This window comes from Kitasatospora sp. NPDC059973, from assembly GCF_042737525.1.
In the GTDB taxonomy this organism is placed as follows: Bacteria; Actinomycetota; Actinomycetes; order Streptomycetales; family Streptomycetaceae; genus Kitasatospora.
Map to the genome: position 1 here is coordinate 1 of NZ_JBHWUI010000131.1, position 24,017 is coordinate 24,017.

The 24,017-nt window shown below is 74.8% G+C and carries 20 protein-coding genes; 14 read left to right on the forward strand and 6 right to left on the reverse strand.

Annotated elements, in window-relative coordinates; genetic code table 11:
- The 8 genes from ACFWA9_RS28840 to ACFWA9_RS28875 all read left to right on the forward strand — a co-directional run.
- Positions 1–1,235, forward strand: a 1,235-nt coding sequence (locus tag ACFWA9_RS28840; protein WP_380390818.1) for an MFS transporter, incomplete at its 5' end; no start/stop codon positions are given.
- Positions 1,232–2,203, forward strand: coding sequence for a TolB family protein (locus ACFWA9_RS28845; protein ID WP_380390820.1), 972 nt, complete (start codon positions 1,232–1,234; stop codon positions 2,201–2,203). The genes ACFWA9_RS28840 and ACFWA9_RS28845, both read left to right, overlap by 4 nt.
- A 268-nt stretch (positions 2,204–2,471) precedes the next feature.
- Positions 2,472–3,224, forward strand: coding sequence for a GntR family transcriptional regulator (locus ACFWA9_RS28850; RefSeq protein WP_380390822.1), 753 nt, complete (start codon positions 2,472–2,474; stop codon positions 3,222–3,224).
- A 14-nt stretch (positions 3,225–3,238) separates the two neighbouring features.
- A complete protein-coding gene (locus ACFWA9_RS28855) occupies positions 3,239–3,466 on the forward strand; it encodes a ferredoxin family protein (protein ID WP_380390824.1) in 228 nt (75 codons plus the stop codon).
- An 11-nt stretch (positions 3,467–3,477) separates the two neighbouring features.
- Entirely contained in the window at positions 3,478–4,857 is a 1,380-nt protein-coding gene (locus tag ACFWA9_RS28860) for an ABC transporter substrate-binding protein (protein WP_380390826.1), read from the forward strand.
- On the forward strand, positions 4,854–5,690 hold the full coding sequence (locus ACFWA9_RS28865) for an ABC transporter permease (protein WP_380390828.1): 837 nt from the start codon (positions 4,854–4,856) through the stop codon (positions 5,688–5,690). The genes ACFWA9_RS28860 and ACFWA9_RS28865 overlap by 4 nt, the downstream gene beginning before the upstream one ends.
- On the forward strand, positions 5,687–6,418 hold the full coding sequence (locus tag ACFWA9_RS28870) for an ABC transporter ATP-binding protein (RefSeq protein ID WP_380390830.1): 732 nt from the start codon (positions 5,687–5,689) through the stop codon (positions 6,416–6,418). The genes ACFWA9_RS28865 and ACFWA9_RS28870 overlap by 4 nt, the downstream gene beginning before the upstream one ends.
- 109 nt (positions 6,419–6,527) lie before the next feature.
- The gene (locus ACFWA9_RS28875) at positions 6,528–9,227 is read left to right on the forward strand and encodes a fumarate reductase/succinate dehydrogenase flavoprotein subunit (RefSeq protein ID WP_380390832.1); all 2,700 of its coding nucleotides are present in this window, start codon (positions 6,528–6,530) and stop codon (positions 9,225–9,227) included.
- On the opposite strand, the gene ACFWA9_RS28880 is transcribed toward ACFWA9_RS28875, so the two are convergent.
- Positions 9,218–10,378, reverse strand: coding sequence for an iron-containing alcohol dehydrogenase (locus ACFWA9_RS28880; protein WP_380390834.1), 1,161 nt, complete (start codon positions 10,376–10,378; stop codon positions 9,218–9,220). The two genes, ACFWA9_RS28875 and ACFWA9_RS28880, sit on opposite strands and share 10 nt — an antisense overlap.
- 138 nt (positions 10,379–10,516) lie before the next feature.
- On the opposite strand from ACFWA9_RS28880, the gene ACFWA9_RS28885 reads away from it, so the two are divergent.
- Positions 10,517–11,527 carry a LysR family transcriptional regulator gene (locus ACFWA9_RS28885; protein WP_380390836.1) on the forward strand — a complete coding sequence of 337 codons (1,011 nt, stop codon included), beginning with the start codon at positions 10,517–10,519 and terminating at the stop codon, positions 11,525–11,527.
- A gap of 7 nt (positions 11,528–11,534) precedes the next feature.
- On the opposite strand, the gene ACFWA9_RS28890 is transcribed toward ACFWA9_RS28885, so the two are convergent.
- Positions 11,535–12,626 (reverse strand): methyltransferase, encoded by a 1,092-nt coding sequence (locus ACFWA9_RS28890; RefSeq protein ID WP_380390838.1) that lies wholly within the window; start codon positions 12,624–12,626, stop codon positions 11,535–11,537.
- Between the two features lie 164 nt (positions 12,627–12,790).
- Between ACFWA9_RS28890 and ACFWA9_RS28895 the strand changes: the two genes are divergently transcribed.
- On the forward strand, positions 12,791–13,768 hold the full coding sequence (locus ACFWA9_RS28895; RefSeq protein ID WP_380390840.1) for an alpha/beta fold hydrolase: 978 nt from the start codon (positions 12,791–12,793) through the stop codon (positions 13,766–13,768).
- 72 nt (positions 13,769–13,840) lie between these two features.
- Here ACFWA9_RS28895 and ACFWA9_RS28900 read toward each other — a convergent pair whose 3' ends face one another.
- The gene (locus ACFWA9_RS28900; RefSeq protein ID WP_329491065.1) at positions 13,841–14,107 is read right to left on the reverse strand and encodes a hypothetical protein; all 267 of its coding nucleotides are present in this window, start codon (positions 14,105–14,107) and stop codon (positions 13,841–13,843) included.
- A 435-nt stretch (positions 14,108–14,542) separates the two neighbouring features.
- Between ACFWA9_RS28900 and ACFWA9_RS28905 the strand changes: the two genes are divergently transcribed.
- A complete protein-coding gene (locus ACFWA9_RS28905; RefSeq protein ID WP_380390842.1) occupies positions 14,543–16,192 on the forward strand; it encodes a CocE/NonD family hydrolase in 1,650 nt (549 codons plus the stop codon).
- Between the two features lie 19 nt (positions 16,193–16,211).
- On the opposite strand, the gene ACFWA9_RS28910 is transcribed toward ACFWA9_RS28905, so the two are convergent.
- From ACFWA9_RS28910 to ACFWA9_RS28920, 3 genes are all read right to left on the reverse strand, one after another.
- Positions 16,212–17,789, reverse strand: a complete 1,578-nt coding sequence (locus ACFWA9_RS28910) for a phytoene desaturase family protein (protein ID WP_380390844.1) — start codon at positions 17,787–17,789, stop codon at positions 16,212–16,214.
- Positions 17,790–17,872: 83 nt separating this feature from the next.
- On the reverse strand, positions 17,873–18,928 hold the full coding sequence (locus ACFWA9_RS28915; protein ID WP_380390846.1) for a magnesium and cobalt transport protein CorA: 1,056 nt from the start codon (positions 18,926–18,928) through the stop codon (positions 17,873–17,875).
- 179 nt (positions 18,929–19,107) lie between these two features.
- The gene (locus ACFWA9_RS28920) at positions 19,108–19,611 is read right to left on the reverse strand and encodes an Lrp/AsnC family transcriptional regulator (RefSeq protein WP_380390848.1); all 504 of its coding nucleotides are present in this window, start codon (positions 19,609–19,611) and stop codon (positions 19,108–19,110) included.
- Between the two features lie 227 nt (positions 19,612–19,838).
- On the opposite strand from ACFWA9_RS28920, the gene ACFWA9_RS28925 reads away from it, so the two are divergent.
- The 3 genes from ACFWA9_RS28925 (at position 19,839) to ACFWA9_RS28935 (ending at position 23,607) form a co-directional block, all read left to right on the forward strand.
- Positions 19,839–21,494, forward strand: coding sequence for a histidine decarboxylase (locus ACFWA9_RS28925; RefSeq protein ID WP_380390850.1), 1,656 nt, complete (start codon positions 19,839–19,841; stop codon positions 21,492–21,494).
- Between the two features lie 214 nt (positions 21,495–21,708).
- Positions 21,709–22,263 (forward strand): TetR/AcrR family transcriptional regulator, encoded by a 555-nt coding sequence (locus ACFWA9_RS28930; RefSeq protein WP_380390854.1) that lies wholly within the window; start codon positions 21,709–21,711, stop codon positions 22,261–22,263.
- 225 nt (positions 22,264–22,488) lie between these two features.
- Complete coding sequence (locus ACFWA9_RS28935; protein WP_380390852.1) at positions 22,489–23,607, forward strand: agmatine/peptidylarginine deiminase; 1,119 nt, start codon at positions 22,489–22,491, stop codon at positions 23,605–23,607.
- The last annotated feature ends 410 nt before the right edge of the window (positions 23,608–24,017 follow it).

The following is a 24,017-nucleotide window of genomic DNA, read 5'->3' on the forward strand; positions in this document are numbered from 1 at the left end:
CCGCCGGGGCGGGACGGCGCGTCCCGGGCACGGTCGTCGCGCTCGGCGCGGTCAGCCTGGTCACCGATGTCTCCTCGGAGATGGTCACCGCCGTGCTGCCGCTCTACCTGGTGCTGGGGCTCGGCCTCTCGCCGCTTCAATTCGGTTTCCTCGACGGGCTGTTCAACGGGGCGACGGCACTGGTCCGGCTGCTCGGCGGCAAGCTCGCCGACCGCGGCGGGGGCCGGCACCGGACGGTCGCCGGGGTCGGCTACCTGCTGTCGGCGCTCTCCCGGCTCGGGCTGCTGCTGGCCGGCGGCGCGGCCGCCGGGATCGCCGCCGCGCTGGCCGCCGACCGGCTCGGCAAGGGCGTGCGGACCGCGCCGCGGGACGCGATGATCTCGCTCAGCGCGCCGCCGGAGGAGCTCGGCCGGGCGTTCGGGGTGCACCGGGCGATGGACACCACGGGGGCGCTGCTCGGCCCCCTGGTCGCGTTCGTGGTGCTCTGGGCGACGGCGGACGCGTACGACGCGGTCTTCGTGGTCAGCTTCGCCACCGGGCTGTTCGGCGTGCTGGTGCTGGTGCTCTTCGTCCCGGCCGGGGCGAGGCCGGCGGCCGGCGTGAAGCCGGCAGTCGGCGAGCGTGGGAGGAAAGGCGAGCGCGGCAGGACGGGGAAGAAGCCCCGGGCACTCGGCGACCCGGTGTTCCGGCGGGTCGTCACGGCCGCCGTGCTGCTGGGCGCCGCGACGATCGGCGACTCCTTCCTCTACCTGCTGCTCCAGCGCGGCCTGGACCTGCCGGCCCTGCTCTTCCCGCTGCTGCCGCTCGGCGCCGCGGCGTGCTACCTGCTGCTGGCCGTACCGGCGGGCCGGATCGCGGACCGGTCCGGGCGGCGCACCCCGTTCCTCTGGGGGCACGGTGCGCTGCTCGCGGCCTACCTCGTGGTGATGGCCCCGCCGGGCTGGCCGGCCACCGTACTCGTCCTGGTCCTCCTGGGCGTCTTCTACGCCGCCACGGACGGTGTGCTGATGGCACTCGCCGGGCCGGTCCTGCCGCTCGACGGCCGGGCGAGCGGGCTCGCGGTGCTGCAGACCGGCCAGGCGCTGGCCCGGCTGGTCGGCGCGGCGGGCTTCGGTGCGGCCTGGACGTGGTGGGGGCCGCGTCCGGCCCTGGCGGCGGCCGCGCTCGCGCTGGCCGCCGCACTCGTCGCGGCACGGCGGATCCTGCCGCAGCGGCCGGAGAGGGAGGTCTCGTGAAAGCGCGTTCGCTGGTGCTGATCACCGCGGCCCTGGTGCTGCTGGGCGGTTCGCTGGGGTACGTCCTGCACGCCAGGGAACGCGGCGGCGGGCAGCGGCTGGTCGCCGCCGCGAGCTCGTTCACCCTGGACGAGCCCGGGCTCTACTACCGGGATTCCGCCACCGGGCGGGTCGCCCGCAGTCCGGGGGCGGCCGACGGCCCGTCCTGCGTCCGCTTCCACGCCGCGGCGGACCGGGCGCTGTGCCTGCGCGCCCTGCCCGGCACCCCGGCCCGGACCCAGGCGGTGGTGTACGACCGGAAGTTCACCGAGCTCCAGTCGGTGACGGTGCCCGGGATCCCGAACCGGGCCCGGGTGTCGGCCTCCGGCCACCTGCTCGCCTGGACCGCCTTCGCGGTGGGGGACTCCTACGCGGCGGGCACCTTCTCCACCCGGACGTCGGTCCTGGACCTGCGTACCGGCTACCTGGTCAAGTCCATCGAGTCCATCCCGCTGACCGTCGACGGCGCCCGCTACCACGCCGCCGACGTCAACTACTGGGGCGTCAGCTTCGCCGCCGACGACAACCGCTTCTACGCCACCGTCTCGACCGGCGGCCGGACCCACCTGGTCGAGGGGGACCTCCGGGCCTGGTCGGCCCGCACCCTGCGGGAGAACGTGGAGTGCCCCTCGCTCTCGCCGGACGGCACCCGGATCGCCTTCAAGAAGAAGGTCTCGGCCGACCCGGCGGCGCCCTGGCGGCTCCACGTGCTGGAGCTGGCGGGGATGGGCGAGCACCCGCTGGCCGAGTCGCGCAGCGTGGACGACCAGGCGGTCTGGCTCGACGGGGAGACCCTCGGGTACGCGCTGCCCGGCCAGGGCGGCAAGGGCACCGACGTCTGGAGCGTGCCGGCGGACGGCGGCGGGGCGCCGCGGCTGCTGGTGCCCGGCGGCTCGTCGCCGGTGGCCGTGGCCGCGGCGCCGAACTGACCCGGGGGCCGCGGGGCAGGCCCCGCCCGGCCGCGCCGCCTCGACCGGCCGCCCGGGCGGGGCCGACCCGGCGCCACCGCACCGTGCGGACGGGGGTGCCCGGCGCGGCGGCGCCGGGTGGCAGTTCGGTCGCGCCGGGCGGTGTTCCCGCAGGTCGGAGGTGGTCGTGATGGCTGGTCAGATGGCGTAACGCGGCGGCAACGAAGAACCGGCGGGTTCGGCTCTAGGGTTCTGGCCGAACCACCCGCCGATGTCCGGAGCAGCCCCGATGACCAGCGAGAACACCGTCCGCCCCGGCGTCCGGCGCCCACGGGCCGACCGGGCCAGGCAGGTCGCGGACGTCCTGCGGCAACAGGTGCTGAGCGAGGTGTTCAAGGACGGCCCGCTGCCCCACGAGGACCAGCTGGCGGAGGAGTTCGGCGAGTCCCGCAACACCGTCCGGGAGGCGCTGGACCTGCTGCGCGGTGAGGGCCTCGTCCGCCGCGTGCCGGGGTCGGGGACGCTGGTCGTGGCCGGCAAGGTGCCGCACGGGCTGAACCGGTTGCAGGGCCTGGCGGAGACGCTCCACGAGCACGGCGAGGTGGTCAACGAGGTCCGCTCGTTCGGCCCGGTCCGCGCACCGGGCCCGGTGGCCCGCCGGTTCGGCCTGCCGGAGGGCGCGGACGTGGTGTACGTGGAGCGGCTGCGGCGGCTGAACGGGCTGCCGCTCTCGCTCGACCTCACCTACCTGGCGCCCGACATCGGCGCCGGGCTGGACGCCACCGATCTGGCGCACCACGACATCTTCCGGCTGATCGAGGAGATCGCCGGCCAGCCGCTCGGCCGGGCCGACATCACCCTGGAGGCGGTCAACGCCGACGCGCACTCCGCCACCGTGCTGGAAGTCCCGCGCGGATCGGCCCTGTTGATGCTGGAACGGCTCACCACCCTGGCCGACGGCCGGCCCGTCGACCTGGAGTACATCCGCTTCCGCGGCGACCGGATCACCATGCAGGGCCGGCTGCTGCGCGACCTGACCTGAGGGAGACCCGCCCCATGACGCTCGCCGACCACCGCTCCGACGTGCCCGTGACCATCGACGCCTCGCTCTGTATCGCCGGCTGCACGCTCTGCGTGGAGATGTGCCCACTGGACTCGCTGGCCATCCACCAGGACAGCGGCAAGGCCTACATGCACGTCGACGAGTGCTGGTACTGCGGCCCGTGCGCCGCCCGCTGCCCCACCGGGGCGGTCACCGTCAACATGCCCTATCTGCTTCGCTGAGGGACCAACAGATGATTCGCACCGCAAGCGCGCTGAGAACGACGACGGCCGCCGCCGTGCTGGCCGCCGCCACCGCCTGCTCCTCCGCGAGCGCCTCCGGCGACACCGTCGAGGTGGTCGTCGGCTACCAGTCCAAGACCATCAACACCGTCACCGCCGGCACCCTGCTGCGGGCCCGGGGCTACTTCGAGCAGCGCCTCGCCGAGCAGGGCACGAAGGACGGCCGGCACTACCGGGTCACCTGGCAGGACTACGACTCCGGCGCCCCGATCACCGCCCAGATGCTCGCCGAGAAGATCGACATCGGGTCGATGGGCGACTATCCGCTGCTGATCAACGGCTCCCGGGCCCAGGAGGCCGGCGGACCGGGCACCAGGCTGATCTCGGTGACCGGCTACAACCTGCTCGGCGCGCTCAACGGCGTCGTGGTGCCGAACTCCTCGCCGGCGCACACCCTGGCCGACCTCAAGGGCCGGAAGGTTTCCACCTCGGTCGGCTCGGCCGCCGACGGCACGCTCGTCCAGGCGCTGGCCCGGGCCGGAGTGGCGGAGAGCGACATCCAGAAGCAGAACCAGCAGCCCGCGGTCGGCGCCTCGGCGCTGAAGGCCGGGAGCGTGGACGCCCTCGCCCAGTTCGTCGCCTGGCCGGGCGCGGTGGTGTTCGCCGGTGACGGCCGGCTGCTCTACGACGGCGCCGCCCTGGGCCGGCCCACCCTGCACGGGGTGGTGATCCGGCAGAAGTACGGTACCGCACACCCCGGGGTCGTCGAGGCGTTCCTGCGGGCCCAGTCGGACGCCACCCGGTTCCTCAACGAGCACCCGCTTGACGCCAGCCGCGAGGTCGCCGAGGCCACCGGCCTGGCCGCCGAGGTCGTCCACCTCTACAACGGCCCCGGCGGCATCGCCACCTTCGCCACCCCGCTGGACGCCGGACTGCTCGACGCGCTGCGCCAGGACGTGCCGTTCCTCAAGTCCGTCGGCGTGCTGAAGGCGCTCGACGTGGAGCGGTTCATCGACCCCTCGTACCAGGAGAAGGCCGCGCTGCCGGCCGTCGCATCCGCCCGGATCACGGGCACCGACCCGGTCTGCGGCCGGCCGGTGACCGATCCCGCCCTGGCCGGCGAGATCTGGTACGACGGCGAGGACGCCACCCACCCGGCCGCCGACCCGGGCTGCCTGCTGCGGGCGCTCAAGGCGGCCGGGGCGAAGGTCCGGGCGGCGTACGTACCGGACGCGGCGACCGGCACCCGCTGGTTCGCGGACAGGGACCAGTGGGTGCAGGACGGCGGCTCGCTGCTGCCGTTCACCACGGAGGACGGCGCGAAGGCCTACCTGGCCGCCCACCCGGGCGCCCGGCCGCTGACGTACCGGGAAGCGCTGGCGGCGTCGTGACCGCGCGGCGCAGGCTGGTGCGGGCGGGAGCGCTGGTCGCGTTCGTCGGGCTGTGGCAGCTGCTCACCGTACGGCGGGTGCGGCTCTGGGTGAGGTTCGACCACCTGCCGACGGCGGGCCAGGTCGGCGAGGCGCTCTGGCGGCAGCTCGGGACGGGGCAGTACTGGCAGGACCTGGCGGACAGCCTGCGGCGGATCGGCAGCGGGTTCCTGCTCGCGGCGGTCCTGGGCGTGGCGGTCGGGGTACTGACCGCGCGCTCGCGGTGGGCGGCCGATCTGCTCGGCCCGGTGCTGGAGGTGGTCCGGCCGGTCCCGGCGATCGCCCTGGTACCGGTGGCGATCATGCTCTTCCCGGAGAACGAGCAGGGCATCGTGTTCATCACCTTCGTCGCGGCCTTCTTCCCGGTGACCGTCGCCACCCGGCACGCGGTGCGCGCGGTGCCCCCGGTCTGGGAGGAGTCCGTGCGGACGCTGGGCGGCGGGCGCGGGCGGGTGCTGTGGAGCGTGGTGCTGCCGGGCGCCCTGCCCGGGGTGGTCGGTGGGCTCTCGGTGGGCATCGGCGTGGCCTGGATCTGCGTGATCTCCGCCGAGATGGTCTCCGGACAGTTCGGCGTCGGCTACCGGACCTGGTCGGCGTACACGGTGCTGGACTACCCGGGCGTGTTCACCGGGATGGTGACGATCGGCCTGCTCGGCTGGGCCACGTCCGGCGCGGTCGAGCTGGTCGGGCGGCGGCTGACGGCCTGGCTGCCGCCGGCCGGTCCGCAGGGGAGCGGTGCGGTGGCGGCGCAGGCGCGCGTCGAGCGGCCGGAACGGGTGGAGGTGGGCGTATGAGCGTGCGGTTGACGGCCCGGGGGCTGAGCGTCGGACATGCCGGGCGGGCGGTACTGAGCGGTGTCGACCTGGAGGTCGGAGCGGGCGAGGTGCTGACGGTGGTCGGCGCCTCCGGTGGCGGCAAGTCCACCCTGCTCCGGGTGCTCGCCGGCCTGCTGCCGCCCGCCGGCGGCGAGCTGCTGGCCGACGGCCGGCCGGTGCGCGGGCCCGACGCGGAGCGGGCGCTGGTGTTCCAGGAGGACGCCCTGCTGCCCTGGCGGAGCGTGCGGAGGAACGTCGAACTCCCGCTCGCGGTCCGGCGGGTGCCGCGGGCCGACCGGCGGGCGCCGGTGGACGGCTGGATCGCCCGGGTGGGGCTGGCCGGGCTGGAGCGGCGGCTGCCGCGCGAGCTGTCCGGCGGCCAGCGCCAGCGCGTCCAGCTCGCGCGGGCGCTGGTCGGGGCGCCGCGGGCGGTGCTGATGGACGAGCCGTTCGGCGCGCTCGATCCGCAGACCAGGGCCGCGATGCAGCGACTGCTGCTGACGGTGTGGGAGAAGGAGCGCTGCACCGTGGTGTTCGTGACGCACGACGTGGACGAGGCGCTGCTGCTCGGGGACCGCGTCGCGGTGCTCGGCGGCGGGACGGTGGCGGCCGTGCACGCCGTCCCGCACGCGCGGGACGCGGCCGCGCGCCGCGAGCCCGCCGTGCTGGCGCTGCGGGAGCGCGTGCTGGAGCAGGTGCGGTCGTAGGCGCGAAGCCGCCGTGCCGGCGCAGGTGCAGGAGCGCGTGCCGGCGCGGTCGCGGCCGTGAGCGCCCGGAGCGGCGCACGTACAGACAAGCCCAAGTGAGAGGTGCACCATGGAGATCCCCGACCTCGCCGACGCCCGGCGCCTGAGCTGTGACGTGCTGGTGGTCGGCGGCGGTACCGCCGGTTCGATGGCCGCGATCAGCGCGGCGGAGGCCGGTGCGAGCGTGCTGCTGCTGGAGAAGGCGCACGTGCGGCACTCGGGTGCGCTGGCGATGGGCATGGACGGTGTCAACAACGCCGTCATCCCAGGCCGGGCGGACCCGGACGACTACGTCGCCGAGATCACCCGCGCCAACGACGGCATCGTCGACCAGCGCACGGTGCGCCGGACCGCCACCCGCGGCTTCGCGATGGTCCAGCGGCTGGAGCGGTACGGGGTGAAGTTCGAGAAGGACGAGTACGGCGAGTACCTGGTCCGGCAGGTGCACCGCTCGGGCAGCTACGTGCTGCCGATGCCGGAGGGCAAGGACGTCAAGAAGGTGCTCTACCGCGTCCTGCGGCAGCGCCACATGCGCGAGCGGATCACCATCGAGAACCGGGTGATGCCGGTGCGCGTGCTCACCTCCGGCGGCCGGGCGGTCGGCGCGGCCGGATTCGACACCCGCAGCGGGGAGTTCGTCACCGTCGAAGCCGGCGCGGTGGTGCTGGCCACCGGCCCGTGCGGCCGGCTCGGCCTGCCCGCCAGCGGGTACCTGTACGGGACGTACGAGAACCCGACCAACGCCGGGGACGGCTACGCGATGGCGTACCACGCGGGCGCGGAACTGAGCGGCATCGAGTGCTTCCAGATCAACCCGCTGATCAAGGACTACAACGGGCCCGCGTGCGCCTACGTGGCGAACCCGTTCGGCGGGTACCAGGTCAACCGGCACGGCGAGCGGTTCGTCGACTCGGACTACTGGTCGGGGCAGATGATGGCCGAGTTCGCCGCCGAACTCGGCTCGGAGCGAGGCCCGGTGTACCTGCGGACCACGCACCTGCCGGAGGAGACGGTGCGGGCCCTGGAGTCCATCCTGCACACCACCGAACGGCCCAGCCGGGGCACCTTCCACGCCGGTCGCGGCCACGACTACCGCACCCACGACGTGGAGATGCACATCTCCGAGATCGGCCTGTGCGGCGGGCACTCGGCGAGCGGCGTCTGGGTCGACGAGGACGCCGCCACCACCGTGCCCGGCCTCTACGCGGCGGGCGACCTGGCGTGCGTCCCGCACAACTACATGATCGGCGCGTTCGTCTTCGGCGACCTGGCCGGCACCCACGCGGCCGGAAACCTCCCCCCGGCCCGCGCCGAGCTGCCGCGGGACCAGCTCGCGGCCGCCCACGAGCTGGTCTACCGCCCGCTGCGCAACCCCGACGGACCACCGCAGCCGCAGGTCGAGTACAAGCTGCGGCGCTTCGTCAACGACTACGTCGCACCGCCGAAGACCGGAGCGCGGCTGTCGGTGGCGCTCGAACACTTCGAGCGGATGCGCGGCGAGCTCGCGGCGATGGGCGCCCGGACCCCGCACGAGCTGATGCGGGCGGTCGAGGTCGACTTCATCCGGGACTGCGCCGAGATGGCCGCCCGTTCCTCGCTGGCCCGGACCGAGAGCCGCTGGGGCCTGTACCACGAGCGCGTCGACCACCCGGAGCGCGACGACCAGCGGTGGTTCAGCCACCTCAACCTGCGCAAGAACGCCGCCGGCGCGATGGAGTTCCTCACCCGGCCGGTCGCGCCCTACCTGGTGCCGGTGGACGGCCTGGAGCCGCCCGAGCTCCCGGTGACCGTGCTCGGCGAGGTCCACCCGCTGCCGGTCGGGCGCACCGGCACGGCCGTGCCCGCCGCCCGGACGGAGGCGGCGCCGACCGTGCCCGCCTCGCCCCGGCTGCTCGAACTGCTGCGGCTCGCCGAACAGCAGCCCGCCCTCGACCGGTTGGCGCCGTACCTCGCCGACCCGGCCCCCGAGGTCCGGCGGACGGCGGTGGCGGTGCTGACGGAGGCGGCGCCGGCCGGTACCGGCGCGGCGCTCGCCGAGGCCCTGGGCGACCCCGACGGGCCGGTCCGGGCGGCGGCGGTCGCCGGGCTCCGTGAGCTGGCCGACGTGCTGGACGGCTCGCTCGGCGCGGCCGTGGAGCGGACCGCCGGGTCGTCCGACCCGGTGGTCCGGGCGGGCGTGCTGGAGCTGTCCCGGGTGCTGCGGACCGGTTCGGCGGAGCTGTTCACGGCCGCTCTGGCCGACGCCGAGGTCCCGGTCCGGCTGCAGGCGGTGCGCGGGCTGGTCTCGCTCGACGCCGCCACCGCCCTGGTGGCCGCGGCGGGGGACTCCGCCCGGGAGGTGCGGGTCGCGGTGGGGGAGGGACTCGGCACCATCGGCGACCGCACCGCCGCGCCGGCGCTGCTCCGGCTGGCCGGTGACGCCGACCCGCTGGTACGGGCCGCCGCCTTCGACGGCGCGGCGGGCATCGGCTGCCCGCCCGAACTGGCCGCGCCGGCCGCCGTGCCGGACACGGCCTGGCAGGTCCGCAAGGCGGCGGCCGGCGCGCTCGGCGCCGCCGGGCTGCTGCCCCCGCTGGTCGCCCTGCTCGGCGACGACAACCCGGACGTCCGCAAGGCCGCCGTACGGGCCCTGACCCGGTCCACCGGTGACCCGGCGGTCGCGGCGGGCCTGCGGGAACGGCTCGCCGACTCCGACGCGGACGTGCGGGCCTACGCGCGGCTGGCCCTGCGGCGGGTGAGCCCGGCGGGCGTCGGCGGTGATCAGGCGTAGATCCGGGCGTAGAGCTCCTGGATCTGCTCGGCGGTGGGCACGACGGGGTTGTTGGCGGGGGAGCCCGACCCCAGGGCCTGCTCGGCCATCAGGGGCGTCAGCCGGGCCCACGCGGCGGGGTCGACGCCGTGGGCGCGGGGCGTGGGGACGGCCAGGTCGTGGCAGAGCTCGTGGAGGGCGTCGACGAGTTTGGCGGCGGCCGCGCCCTCGGCGTCCGTCGCGCTCGCGGCGCCCAGGGCGCGGGCGCAGTCGGCGTACCGGCCGGGGGCCGCGGCCACCGAGAAGGCGGTCACCGCGGGGAACAGCATCGCGTTCGACAGGCCGTGGGCGACGTGGAAGTGGGCGCCGATCGGACGGCTCATGCCGTGCACGAGGGCGACGCTGGAGTTGGAGAAGGCCATCCCGGCCTGGGTCGCGGCGAGCATCATGGCCTCGCGGGCCACGGCGTCCGAACCGTCCGCGTAGACGCGGCGCAGATGGCGGCCGATGGTGGCGATCGCGGTGAGGGCCAGACCGTCGGAGAAGGCGTTGGCCTTGCGGCTGACGTACGCCTCGACGGCGTGGGTGAGGGCGTCGACGCCGGTGTCGGCGGTCAGCCGGGGCGGCATCGACAGGGTCAGGTCCGCGTCGACGACGGCGGCGACCGGCTGGAACGCCGGGCCCAGGCAGAGCATCTTCTCGTCCGTGCCGCTGTCGGTGATGACGGTGACCTGGGTCGCCTCCGAGCCGCTGCCGGCGGTGGTGGGGACGGCGATCACCGGGAGCGCCGGCCCGTGGTTGACGCGCGGCGCCTTGTAGTCGCGCATCCGACCGCCCTGGACGCCCAGCAGGGCGAGCGCCTTGGCGCTGTCCATCGGGCTGCCGCCGCCGAACCCGATGACCGAGTCCGCCCGGTGCCCGTGCAGCGCCTCCAGGCCCGCGGTCAGCGAGTCGGTGGTCGGGTCGGGCACGGTGCCGAAGAACAGGCGAGGGCTCAGCCCGGCCCGGAGCAGCGTCGCGGTCACCCGCTCCGCCACGCCCGTCCCGACCAGGAACGCGTCGGTGACGAGCAGGGGCCGGCTCAGCCCCAGTCCGGCGACGACGTCGCCCAGTTCCTCGACGGCGCCCCGGCCGACGCGCACGATCCGGGGCAGGGACAGGCCGGCGACCATGGGGGACCCTCTCGACGCTGGGAGGAACGGCGGCCGGGTGCGCCGGCCGACGGTGCCCCGACTCTGCCGCCCCCGAGTCGTGCGCTCAAGCACCAATCGTGCAGACGGGGTGTGCGCGAATGCAGATACGCTGCCCCGGTGCCCTCCCGTACCCGCCCGGTCGGCGACGACCCGGAGCCGCCGCCGCGGCCGGAGCACGGCGGCCCCGATCCGCGCGCACTCCGCGCGGACGACCTGCGGTACCTGCTCGCCGTCGCCCGCACGGGCCGCCTGGTCAGCGCGGCCGACGCGCTCGGCGTGGACCACACCACGGTGTCCCGCCGGATCACCGCGCTGGAGAAGAGCCTCGGGGTACGGCTGATCGAACGCGGCACGGAGGGCTGGGGACTGACCGACGCCGGCCGGTCCGTCGCGGACAGCGCCCGCGCGATCGAGGACGCCCTCGTCCGGGTCGTCGACGCGGTCTCCGGTCAGGACGCGCCGTCCCTGCACGGCACCGTCCGGGTGAGCGCCCCGGACGGCTTCGGCACCGTCTTCGCCACCCCGGCACTGGCCCGGGTACGCCGGCGCCACCCCCGACTGCGCGTCGAACTCATCACGGCCACGCGGCAGTTGAATCTGCGCCCGGCCGGCTTCGACCTCGCCCTGGCGATCGGCCGGCCACCGCGCAGCCGCCTGGTGACCGAGCACCTGACCGACTACGCGCTGGGCCTGTACGCCGCCGACGAGTACCTCGCGCGGTGCGGCCCGCCCGGCTCGGTCACCGAGCTGCGGGAGCATCCGCTGATCTTCTACATCGACTCGATGCTCCAGGTCGGCGACCTCGACATCGAACGCCATCTGCCGGGCGTCACACCCGCGTTCTCCTCCACCAACGTCTTCGCCCAGGTCGAAGCCACCCGACTCGGCGCCGGGATCGGCGTGTTGCCGGCCTTCCTCGCCGAAAGGGCCCTGCTGCGAAGGCTGTTGCCGGACGAGGTCGACATCCGGCTGCCGATCACGCTGGCCGTACGGCGCGAGGCGGTGACCCACCCCGCCGTCCGGGTCGTCCGCGACGCCCTCCACCACGAGGTCGCCCACCGCACCGCCGAACTCCTCCCCGCCGACTCGACCCGGGAGCCGGGCCCACCGCCTTCGAGCAGTATCTGATGTCCCGTCAGGCCGGGATGGCCTCGACCACGGACAGGACGGTGGGGGTGGGGAGGACGCGGGAGAGGCGGAGGCCGGCGCGCTCGAAGAGGGCGGCGAAGTCCGCCTCGGTGCGTTCGCGGCCGGTGAGGGAGGCCATCATCATCAGGTCCAGGGTCTTGGACTGGTGCGGGGCGTTGCCCCGGGGGACCACCGCGTCCAGGACCAGGACGCGGCCGCCCGGGTGGAGCGAGCGGCGGCAGCTGGTCAGCAGGGTCACGCAGGTCTCGTCGTCCCAGTCGTGCGTGATGCGCTTGAGCAGGTGGATGTCGCCGGGCGGTGCGGACGCGAAGAAGTCGCCCTCCGCGAGCGTCCAGCGGCCCGCGATCTCCTTGTCGGTGTCGAGGCGGTGACCGGCCAGGACGTGGGCGCGGTCGTAGAGGACGCCCGCCACGCCCGGGTTGCGGCGCAGCACCTCCAGCAGCAGGCCGCCGTGGCCGCCGCCGACGTCCACGACCGTGCCGGTCTCCGGGAAGTCGTAGGCCGCCGCGATGACCGCGTTCTCGGCGTCGGACATCGCCGCCATGCCGCCGTGGAAGACGGCGGCGGTCCGCGCGTCCTGGGCGAACCAGTCGAAGAACGGCATGCCGAAGATGCCCTCGAACGACGCCGTGCCCTCGGCCAGGCAGCTCGTCAGCTCGCCGGCCGGCTGCCACATGGTGCGGTCGGTGAGCATCTGGACGGCCGTCCGGGCCGAGCAGGGGACGTCGCTGCGCAGCGCCTGCCCGGCGTCGGTCAGCGTGAACCGGCCCGCGTCGTCCTCCGCCACCACGCCCCGGGTGGCGAGCAGGCGCAGCACCCGGTACAGGCTGCGGGCGTCCAGGCCGGTCGTGCTGGCGAGTTCGGCGGGCGTACGGGGGCCGTCCGCGAGGTGGTCCGCCACGCCGACGTCGGCGGCGGCGCGGAGGGCGGCGGGGAAGAGGAAGCCGAGGGCCTCGTCGATGAGGAAGGCCGAGGAACGGCGGTAGCGGGCCTCGGGATCGGCCGCGCCGCCGGGCTCGGCGGCGGTGTCACCCGCCGCCGTCCGCTCGTCGAAGTGCTTGGCCTCGTCCTGGCGCATGCCGTCCTACTCGCATCCGTGCCCCCGCCCGGGAAGGCTGCCCACGGGCGACGGGACCGAAGCGCACCACCCACCGGTCGGGTGCGGACGTTCGCCGGGGAACGACCCGCCTGGCCGTAGGGTCGTCGTGACACGTGACGGGAAATCCTCGAAGGAGTGGCCCGATGACGACCGGCCGGCGCATCCTCAAGGTCAACGGCGCGGAGCTGAGCGCCGACCTCCTCGGCGATCCCGCCGATCCCGCCGTCCTGCTGATCCACGGCGCGGGCCACTGCGCGCTCAACTGGAGCGACGGCTTCGTCCGGCGGCTGGCCGACGGGGGCAGGTTCGTCGTCCGGTACGACAGCCGCGACGCGGGGGGATCGACGACCTACCCGGTGGGCGCCCCGCCGTACGGGCTGCCGGACCTGGCCGACGATGCCGCCGCCCTGATCGGCGCCCTCGGCCTGGGCGCGGCCCACGTCGTCGGCATGTCGCAGGGCGCCGCGGTCGGCCAGCTGCTGGCCCTCGACCACCCGGACCGGGTGGCCACGCTCACCTGCGCGTCGTCCACACCCGGCATCCCCGGACGGGAGCAGGCGGACCTCCCGCCGATGTCGGACCGGCTCGCGGCCTTCTTCGCCCAGTCCGAGGCCCAGTCCGAGGCCGGGCCCGGGGCCGGGTCCGAGACCGGAGTGGAGGACGGTGACGGCGAGGCCGGAGCGGACGGCGGGGGCGGGGTCGACTGGTCCGACCGGGACGCCGTCATCGCCTCGATCGTCGAGGGCGAGCGCCCCTTCGCCGCCGTCTCGCGGCCGTTCGACGAGGACGCCGTGCGCCGGCTGGCCGCCCGGGTCGTGGACCACGCCGCCGACATCGCCGCCCAGTCGACCAACCCCTACCTCCTCGATGCCGGCCGCCCCTGGCGCCACCGGCTCGGCGGGATCACCGCGCCCACCCTGGTGCTCCACGGCGACGAGGACCCGCTGTTCCCGGTCGAGCACGGGCGCGCCCTGGCGGCGGAGATTCCCGGCGCGCGCTTCATCGCCCTCGAACGCACCGGGCACGAGGTCTTTCCCGAGGGGACGTGGGACGTCGTCGTCCCGGCGCTCCTCGCCCACACCCGACGGCCGGGCGGCGCCGCCGCCCCGGGCCGGCCGTAGCGGGGAACACGGAGAGACCCCCGCGTCGCCGCGCCGGGGCGCCGCGACGCGGGGGTCCCCCGGGTGGACCGGTCAGCAGTGGACGCTGCGCTCGCACTCCTCGTAGCGGCGGATCTGCGCCTCGATGGCGGCCGCGCGGGCGTCCGTGACGTTGGCCTCCTGGAAGTGGCCCTGGCTGCGCAGGCGCTGGGCCTGCTGGCGCAGCTTGGCGGCCTGGACCTGCAGCTCACCGATGTTGACCGAGACGGAGGCGCGGGCCTGGGCGGGCGCGGCCTGGGCGGGCGCGGCGGCGAGGAGCAGGCCACCGGCGAGAACGGCCGAGACGGTCAGTGCGGACATGCGACGGAGCACGGTTTCCCCCTGGTTGTTCGATGGTTCATGTGCTGTTCGGTCATCCGTCGAACTGATGACTGCTCAGTAGCGTAAGTGATCATGCCCGATGACCGGGCACCGGACGCCGCATTGCGGACGTTCGGCGGGTCGGCGACCCTGCCGATCGGCGGGGGTGGGTCGGGGCGGTGGGGTGATCCATCGACGGCTACTGGCGAGTAATGTGGCTGATCATCACCTCCTCTGATGGGTCATCAGCTCGCTAGGCTCGACGGCCGGGCGGAGTCGCGAGGTCCGTGCGGTCCGTGTTGTCCGCGTGGTCCGAGTGGCCTCCGTAATCCGAGCGATCCGAGTCGCTCCGAGCGATCTGAGCGATCCGAGTCGCTCCGAGCGGGCTCCGAGGATTCGCGTGATTCCAGTGGTTCGAAGGCAGAGGAAGAAGTGATGGAACGATCCCACCCCCGTCCCCGCCGCCGGGCGGCCAGTGCCGTCCTGGTGGCGGCGCTCACGCTCGGTGGGGCCGCCGTCGCCCGGCCCGCCTCCGCGGCGGCGCCGGCGGCGACCCCCGCGAGCGGCCCCGCCGCCGGCCTCGCCGCCGGCGCCGTCGGGTCGTTCCGGCTGGCCGACATCCCGGCGAACGACGGCGTGGTGCTCAAGGCGGACGTGTTCACCCCGGCCCCCGGCAGTCCGGGGGCCGACCCGCGGGGGCGGTACCCGCTGGTGGTGCAGCCGGCCAGCTGGGGGCAGAACGACCTGGAGTACGTCGCCCAGGGCCACGCGCTCGCCGCCGCGGGCTACGTGGTCGTCACCTACACGGTGCGCGGCTTCTGGGGCTCCGGCGGCGAGGTCGACGTCGCCGGGCCGAAGGACGTCGCCGACATCTCCACGGTGATCGACTGGGCGCTGGCGCGGACCCCGGCGGACCCGGAGCGGATCGGCATGGTGGGGCTCTCGCTGGGCGGCGGCCTCACCCTGCTCGGCGCCGCCTTCGACCCCCGGATCAAGGCCGTCGCCTCGCTGAGCGGCTGGGCCGACCTGACCGACTCGCTGTACAGCGGGCAGACCCGGCACGTCCAGGCGGCCGCGGTGCTCGCCGGGATCCAGGCGCCGACCGGCCGCCGGAGCCCCGAGTTCAGCCGGGTGCTGGACGACCTCTTCGCCGACCGCGACCTGCCCGAGGTCGTCCGGTGGGCGGACACCCGCTCACCGGCCCGCTACCTGGACCGGATCAACGCCAACGGCACCGCCGTCCTGCTGGCGAACGCCTGGGGCGACAGCTTCTTCAACCCCGGCCAGGTGACGGCCTTCTACCAGCGCCTCACCGGGCCCAAGCGCCTCGAACTGCGCCCGGGCGACCATGCCAGCCAGGAGTTCACCGGCCTGCTCGGCTTCTCCAACGCCGCCTGGAGCAGCGCCCGTTCCTGGCTCGACCAGTACCTCAAGGGTGCCCCCGGCGACTCGCGGCCCCCGGTCGACCTGGCGGTCCGCCCCACCGGCGCGCACGAGGCCCACCCCGACTGGCAGGCCGTCAGCTCCCGTACCGAGACGCTGGCGCTGGGTGCCGAGGACCTCGGCGGACCGGCCGCCGGGGACTGGCGGTCGACGCTGCGCGGCAACGCCGTCTCCGGGGCGAGCGGCGGCGTCGCCCTGCTGTCCGGGCTGGCGGACCAGGTGCTCCACCGGGCGCCGACCGCGGTCGTCCCGCTGCTGGACCGCTCCGCCGCCGTCGTCCGGCAGTCGCCGCCCCGGCCGCGGGGCCTGGCGGTGCGCGGCGCGGCCCGGGTGCACACCACGGTGACCGCCTCCGCCCCGCAGGGCACGGCCGTCGCCTACCTCTACGACGTGGACGCGCTGGGCGTGGGCCGGCTGATCTCGCACGGCCCGCAGAGCTGGTCCGACCGGACGCCGGGGCAGCCGTTCCCGCTGGACGTCACGCTCTTCGCCACCGCCTACGACCTGCCCGCCGGTCACCGGCTCGCGCTGGTGCTCGGCACCCGGGACGCCCTCTACGGCGGTCGCACGCCGTCCGGCTCCACCGTGACCTTCGGCTCCACGCCGGCCGACCCGGCCGTGCTGGACCTGCCGGTGCGTTGAGCCGGCGGCCGTTCGGCGGCTACGGCCCGAGGTCCTCCAGGACGGCCTGCGCCGCGTTGTGGCCGGGGATGCCGCTGACGCCGCCGCCGCGGACCGCCCCCGCGCCGCACAGCAGCACGTTCGGGTGCGCCGTCGCCACGCCCCAGCGGGCGGCGGCGCCGTCCGGCTCCCCGGTCGCGTAGGGGAACGCGAGGTCCCGGTGGAAGATGTGACCGCCCGGCAGGCCGATCTCCCGCTCCAGGTCCAGCGGGGTCCTGACCTCCACGCACGGCCGCCCGGCGGCGTCGGTGGCCAGGCAGTCGGCGAGCGGCTCGGCCAGCACCTCGTCGAGCCGGGCCAGGCTCGCCGCGAGCGCGAGCTCCTTGGCCGCCGGGTCGGTGAACAGCCGCGCGGGCATGTGCAGTCCGAACAGGGTGAGCGTCTGGAGCCCCTGCCGGAGCGCCTCGGGCCCGAGGATCGACGGGTCGGTGAGGGTGTGGCAGTAGATCTCCGACGGCGGCACCGAGGGCATCCGGCCGGCCGACGCCTCGGCGTGGGCCGTCTCCAACTGCCGGTACCCCTCGGCGATGTGGAAGGTCCCCGCGAAGGCGTCGCGGGGATCCGCAGCCGGGTCCCGGAGCCGTGGCAGCCGGCGCAGCACCATGTTGACCTTCAGCTGGGCGCCCTCCGGGGCGGGCCCGGGGTCCTCGCCCAGCAGCCGGGCCAGGACGGCCGGGGCGGCGTTCGCCAGGACCCGGCGGCCCACCGCGGTGGCCTCGCCGCCCCGGTGGCGGTAGGACACCTCGGCCTCTCCGGTGCCGTCGGTGGCGACGGCGGTGACCTCGCAGCCGGTCCGGATCTCCGCGCCGGCCGCCAGCGCCGCCTCGGCCAGCGCGCCCGTCACCGCGCCCATCCCGCCGACCGGGACGTCCCAGTCGCCCGTCCCGTTGCCGATCACGTGGTACAGGAAGCAGCGGTTCTGCAGCAGCGAGGGGTCGTGGGCGTGGGTGAAGGTGCCGATCAGCGCGTCCGTCAGCACCACGCCGCGGACCAGGTCGTCGGTGAAGGTCCGCTCGATCGTCTCGCCCAGCGGGCGTTCGAAGAACGACTCCCACACGGCGTCGTCCGCGACCAGCCGGCGCAGCCCGGCCCGGGCGGGCAGCGGCTCGGTGAGCGTCGGGAACACCCGCTCGGCGAGCTTCCCGGTCGCCGCGTAGAAGCTCTGCCAGGCCTCCCACTCGCGCGGGTCACCGGTCAGCGCCCGGAAGGACGCCGCGGTCCGGGCGGGGTCGGCGGCGTCCACCAGCAGACCGGTCGGCCGGCCGTCCCGGACGGTGGGCGTGTAGGAGGAGATCCGGCGCCGCCGCAGGTCCAGCCGGAGCCCGAGGTCCCGGACGACCCGGCGCGGCAGCAGGCTCACCAGGTACGAGTAGCGCGACAGCCGGGCGTCCACGCCCGCGAACGCCCGGGCCGACACCGCCGCCCCGCCCACCTGCGGCAGCCGTTCGAGCACCAGCACCCGGAGGCCGGCCCGGGCCAGGTAGGCCGCCGCCACCAGGGCGTTGTGGCCGCCGCCGACGATCACGACGTCGTGCCGGGAGAGCGGGTCCGCGTTCACGCGGTCACGCTACGCCTCGGCGGGCGGGTGGGGAACAGGCCGCGCGCCAGGTGGCCGGTATCCGCCGCGGGCGGTGGCCCGCCCTACCCCATCGGGGCCCTCGGGGTGTGCCGGACGGCGCTGTTCGCCCCCGGGACCGGCGGCGCCGGGCGGGCGCGCCGCCGGCGCAGCCAGATGTACAGCAGCAGGCACGGCAGCAGGAGGCCGCCGACGTTGAGGGCGACGAACGCGCTGAGGCTGCCGATGTGGTCGACCAGCCAGCCGAAGTTCTGGCCGAAGAAGCCGACCACGAAGGACAGCGGGAGGAAGACGGTCGCGACGATGGTGAGCCGCTCCATGGTGGCGGTCTGCCGGAGATTGATCCGGTTCTGCTCGACGGAGATCACCGCGATGTTCGCCTCCAGGACGGTGGCCAGCAGGTCGCGCTGGGCGGCGACCTCCTCGTTGACCAGCAGCAGGTGGTCGTGCACGTCCCGGAAGTACGGCAGCAGTTCGGGCGCCGACCGGCCGGGCTGGAGCCGCCGGGCGAGCACGGCGAGCAGGGGGTGGACGACCCGGTAGAAGTCGGTGGCCTCGCGGCGCAGGAAGTAGATCCGTTCGGTCGGGGCGACCGTGCCGGAGAACACCGTGGCCTCGATCTCCTCGATGTCGCGTTCGAGTTCGGTGACGACGGGCGCGTAGCTGTCGACCACCTGGTCGAGGATCGCCCACAGGGTAGAGGTGCTGCCGGTCCGCAGCAGTTCGGGGCTGCGTTCGAGCCGGTTGCGGGCGCCGGCCAGCTCGCTGGCGATGCCCTGGCGGACGGTGATCACGAAGTGCTCGGCGAGGAAGACGCTGATCTCGCCGGAGTCGACCTCCTCGCGGTCGTCGTCGTAGCGCGCGGTGCGCAGGATGATCAGCTCGGTGCCGTCCTCGTACCGCTCGGCCTTCGGCCGCAGGTGGTGGGCCTGGGCGTCCTCGACCGCGAGTTCGTGCAGTCCGAAGCCCTCGCGCACGGTGGCCAGCTCCTCGGGGGCCGGTTCGAACAGGCCCAGCCAGACGAAGCCGCCCTGCGCGCAGCGCGCGGCCGCCTCCTCCAGCGGCATGGGGCCCTCGTGCTGGCGGCGTCCGTCGCGGTAGTGCGCGCAGTCGACGATCATGGCCTTCCTCCTCGTGCCCGGCCGACCGCGCCGAGCGCCGCCGCACCGAGTGCCGCCGTACCGGCGGGCGCGGCCGCCGCGGTCGCCCCCGCACTCGATGCTCCTCCGATTCGGCCGGACGTGCCGCACCGGCGGGCCCGGGTACCCCGGTACCCGCCGCTCGCCGGGGGCTCGGCCGCTCAGCCGGTCGCCGGGAGCGGGTCGCCGAGGTAGCGGCGGCCGGCTATCTGCTCGAAGATCAGGTTGGTCCGGGTCTGCGCCACCGCCGGGTGGGTGGTGAGGTGGTCCACCACGAAGTCGCGCAGGCCCTCGGGCCCGGCGACGCCGACGTGCAGCAGGTAGTCGTCGGACCCCGCCATGTGGAACACCGCCAGGACGCCGGGCAGGTCGGGGGCGGTGCCGCGGAAGCTCTCGTTCTGCTCCCGGGTGTGGGCGCGCAGCCGGACGGAGATCATCGCCTGCAGCGGCAGGCCGATCGCGGCGGGGTCGACGTCGGCCCGGAAGCCCCGGATGATCCCGCGCTCCTGGAGGGCGCGGACCCGGGCCAGACAGGTGGAGGGGGCGATGCCCACCGCCTCGGCGAGCGCGTTGTTGGGCAGCCGGGCGTGGTCGGAGAGGACGCGCAGGATCGCCCGGTCCACGTCGTCGACGGGCGCTCTGCGGGTCGGTGGAATGTTCGGCATGCCGGGCAGGATTCCAGCCGTTTCCGCCGATCCGCAAGCTCTCGGGCCGTGCCACCGAATCTTGTGCGGAGGAACTTCCCCCGGGCGCCGGGAAGTTCCATCCTGACCGCGAGCGTCGAACGCCCCTGCGGTGTTCCCCGCCGGTGGACGGCCCGCGGCGACCCCGTGCGGCCCCCACCGCGACCCCCACGTCGCCCCCCACACCAACACCCTGGAGTGCCGCGCCCATGAGCCCGACCGCCACCTTCGCCGCCGCGACCGCCGTCGACCCGGGGGCGGAGCTGGACGGCCGCGACTTCGTGCTCCCCACCGGCGGGCTGGACGACGACCGGCGCCTGCGCGCCCTGGACACCGTGGACGAGTACCTGACCCGCAAGCGCCGGCACCTGGTGGGCTACCAGGCCACCCAGGACATGCAGGGCTGCGCACTGGACCTGGCCCGGTTCATGCCGAACAACATCAACAACCTCGGGGACCCGTTCCAGAGCGGCGGCTACAAGCCGAACACCAAGGTGGTCGAGCGCGCGGTGCTCGACTACTACGCGGCCCTGTGGAACGCCGAGCGGCCGCACGACCCCGCCGACCCCGAGTCCTACTGGGGCTACATGCTCTCGATGGGCTCGACCGAGGGCAACATGTACGCGCTCTGGAACGCCCGGGACTACCTGAGCGGCAAGGCGCTGATCCAGCCGCCGACGGCCCCGTTCGACGCCCTGCGGTACGTGCAGGCCGCGCCCGACCGGGACAACCCGAACGCGCACCGGCCGGTGGCCTTCTACTCCGAGGACACCCACTACTCCTTCGCCAAGGCGGTGCGGGTGCTGGGTGTCGAGACCTTCCACGCCGTGGGCCTGGAGAAGTACGCGGACCGGTGCCCGCTGGTCGACCCCGCCACGGGGCGCCGCGAGTGGCCCACTGAGGTGCCCTCCCGCCCCGGCCCCTCGGGCCTCTCCTGGGACGGCCCGGGCGAGATCGACGTCGACGCCCTCGCGGTGCTGGTCGAGTTCTTCGCCGCGAACGGGCACCCGGTCTTCGTGAACCTCAACCTCGGCAGCACCTTCAAGGGCGCCCACGACGACGTCCGGCAGGTCTGCGAGCGGCTGCTGCCGATCTTCGAGCGGTACGGCCTGGTCGAGCGCCAGGTGGTCTACGGCACGGACCCGCGGACCGGGGAGCCGCTGGTCGACCTGCGCCGGGGCTTCTGGATCCACGTGGACGGCGCGCTCGGCGCCGGCTACGCGCCGTTCCTGCGGCTGGCCAACGAGGACCCGGCGTACGGCTGGACCCCCGACGTCGAGCTGCCCGAGTACGACTTCGGCCTGAGGCTGCCCACCCGGGAGCACGGCGAGCTGGACATGGTCTCCTCGATCGCGATGAGCGGCCACAAGTGGCCCGGCGCGCCCTGGCCCTGCGGCATCTACATGACGAAGGTCAAGTACCAGATCTCGCCGCCGTCCCAGCCGGAGTACATCGGCGCGCCGGACACCACCTTCGCGGGCTCCCGCAACGGCTTCTCCCCGCTGGTCATCTGGGACCACCTGTCCCGGCACTCCTACCAGGACCAGGTGGACCGGATACGCCGGGCCCAGGAGCTGGCCGGGTACCTGGAGCGGCGGCTGCGGGGGATCGAGCGGGAGACGGGCGCCGAACTCTGGCCGGCCCGCACCCCGGGCGCGGTCACCGTGCGGTTCCGCAAGCCGAGCCCCGAGCTGGTGGCGAAGTGGTCGCTGTCCTCCCAGGACGTGCTGATGGTCCCGGGCGACGAGACCACCCGCCGCAGCTACGTGCACGTCTTCGTGATGCCCTCGGTCGACCGGGCGAAGCTGGACGCCCTGCTGGCCGACCTCGCCCGGGACCCGGTCGTCCTCGGGTCGGCCGGGTGACGCGGTCGACCGGGTGACCAGCGGATCGAGTGAGGCGGATCGAGTGAGGGTGGCGGCGCCGGCCCGGTGGGAGGGCCCACCGCTACGCCGGTGTCCGGGATCGCACCGGATCATAGCCCCGACTGTAGTTTCAGTCAGGTTCGGGTCGGGAGGCATCCGCCGGGCGGACCTCCCGGTAGGATGATCCCTCGTGGCTGACCGTCGAACCTTGATCATGGAAGCGGCCGCGCGGGTCATCGCCCGGCGCGGTGTCCGCGGGCTGCGGGTGGAGGAGCTGGCGTCCGAAGCCGGCGTGTCCACCGCGCTGATCTACTACCACTTCAAGGACCGCGCGGGGATCCTCCGGGCGACGTTGGAGTTCATCAACGACCGGGCCGGTCGCTACACGACCGAGCGCGCCCCGGACGCCCCGCCGCTGGACGCCCGGGGCGAGCTGGAGCAGACCCTGCTGCTGGAACTCCAGGACACCCCCGAGGTGCGGGAGAACAGCACGGCCTGGGGCGAGCTGCGGGCGAGCGCGGTGTTCGACCCGGACCTGCGCGAGGACCTGGCCCGCGCGACGCTGGTGTGGGTGCAGGAGGTCGCCGACCTGCTGGGCAAGGTGCGGCCGATGAACGGGGCCGCCGCGCTGGCGAGTTCCGCCGAGCGGCTGACCGCGCTCATGGAGGGGCTCAGCGTCCGGTGGCTCAGCGGCAGCCTGCCGGGGGAGCACGCGCGCGAGCTGATGAGCGGCGCGATCGACATCGAGCTGGAGCGGCTGCGCCGCTAGACGCCGAGGTCCGGACCGGCCCGGTTCGGACCTGTTCGCGCCCGTTCGCGCCCGTTCGCGCCCGGGGGAGCGGTCCCGACTCGGCGGGGCACACCCAGGTCCGTGTTCTTGACTGAATTTTCAGTCAGTGCGAGAGTGGGGCCGTGGCGCCGGGTACGACGGCCCGACCGCCCACGGCAAGGCCACCGGTCACCCGGTGGGCAATACCTGATTCTGGAGATCCGCATGAGCGACAACCAGGGCGACGGCCGTTCCCTGTTCGGCCGACTCTTCGGAGCGGAGCCCCCGCGCGGTCCGGTCCCGGAGGCAGGGCGGACCGACCACGCCGAGGCGGGGCTCCCGCAGTGGTGGGTGGACCGCGACGACGTCCCGCACGCCCGCACCTGGATGTCGTGGCCGTCCCGCAAGTCCGTCTGGGGCCGGCAGCTGGCGGGCGTCCAGCAGGACATCGCGCTGATCGCGCGGACGATCGCCCGCTTCGAGCCGGTGGTCATGTGCGCCCCGGACGGCTACAGCGTCCAGGAGGCCCGGTCCGCCTGCGGCCCCGCCGTCACGGTGACCGACGCCGTCCCCACCGACGACCTCTGGATGCGGGACACCGCCCCGGTGTTCCGCCGCGACGGTCGCGGGCGGCTCGACGCCGTCGGCCTCAACTTCAACGGCTGGGGGAACAAGCAGACCCACCGGGACGACGCCGAGGTCGCCCGCGGCATCGCCGAGATGCTCCGACTCCCCTTCTCCTACGCGGAGTTCGTCGGTGAGGGCGGGTCGGTCGAGACGGACGGCGACGGCACCCTGCTGGCCACCGAGAGCAGCCTGGTCAACAAGAACCGCAACCGGGGCATGAGCCGGGACGAGATCGAGGAGGCCGTGCTGGAGGTGTACGGCGCGGACCGGATGATCTGGGTCCCCGGGATCAAGGGCAAGGACATCACCGACGACCACATCGACGTCACCTCCCGGTTCGTCCGGCCCGGCGTCGTCCTGGTGCAGCTGCCCCCGGCGGACCGCAGTGACGTCTGGGCCCGGGACGCCCGCGAGCAGTTCGACATCCTCTCCCGGGCCACCGACGCCCGGGGCCGCCGGCTCCAGGTGATCCGGGTCGACGGCCCCGACACCGTCCGCTCGCGCGACCCGAAGTTCGTCGACTCCTACCTCAACTTCCACGTCGTCAACGGCGCGGTGATCGCCGCCCAGTTCGGGGACTCCCGGGCCGACGCCGCGGCGAAGGCGAAGCTCCAGTCGCTCTTCCCCGGCCGGGTCGTGGAGCAGCTGAACATCGACTACATCGGCCTCGGCGGGGGCGGCATCCACTGCGTCACCCAGCCGCAGCCGGTCCCGTAGCGGCGGCCCGGCCCGGCGGGGGCGCGCCGGGCCGGGGTCTGCCGGCCGGTCGGAGCCCCCGACCGCCGCCGACCTGCCCGACCTCGCTCTGCTGCTGGTCCCGCCGCGGGCCCGCACCGGGTGGCGGGTGTGCCGGCCCGGGGGCCGCGATGCGCGTGGTCGAACGCCGGCCTCGGGGCTCGGCGCGGCGGCCTCCGGGCTGCTGGGGCGGCTCGCGCGGTAGCGGCCCGTTCGCTTCGGTGTCCGGGTGTGCCACGACGCCGCTGGACCGGACCGGGTGGTCGGGTGCGGCGGCGTTGTCGTGCCCGGGGTGGGCGGGTGTGGCGGGTGGTGCTGGGGGTGTTACTTGGTGAGGCCGGCCTTGACGGAGCAGACGGGCCAGGCGCCGGGGCCCTGGGCGGCGAGGACCT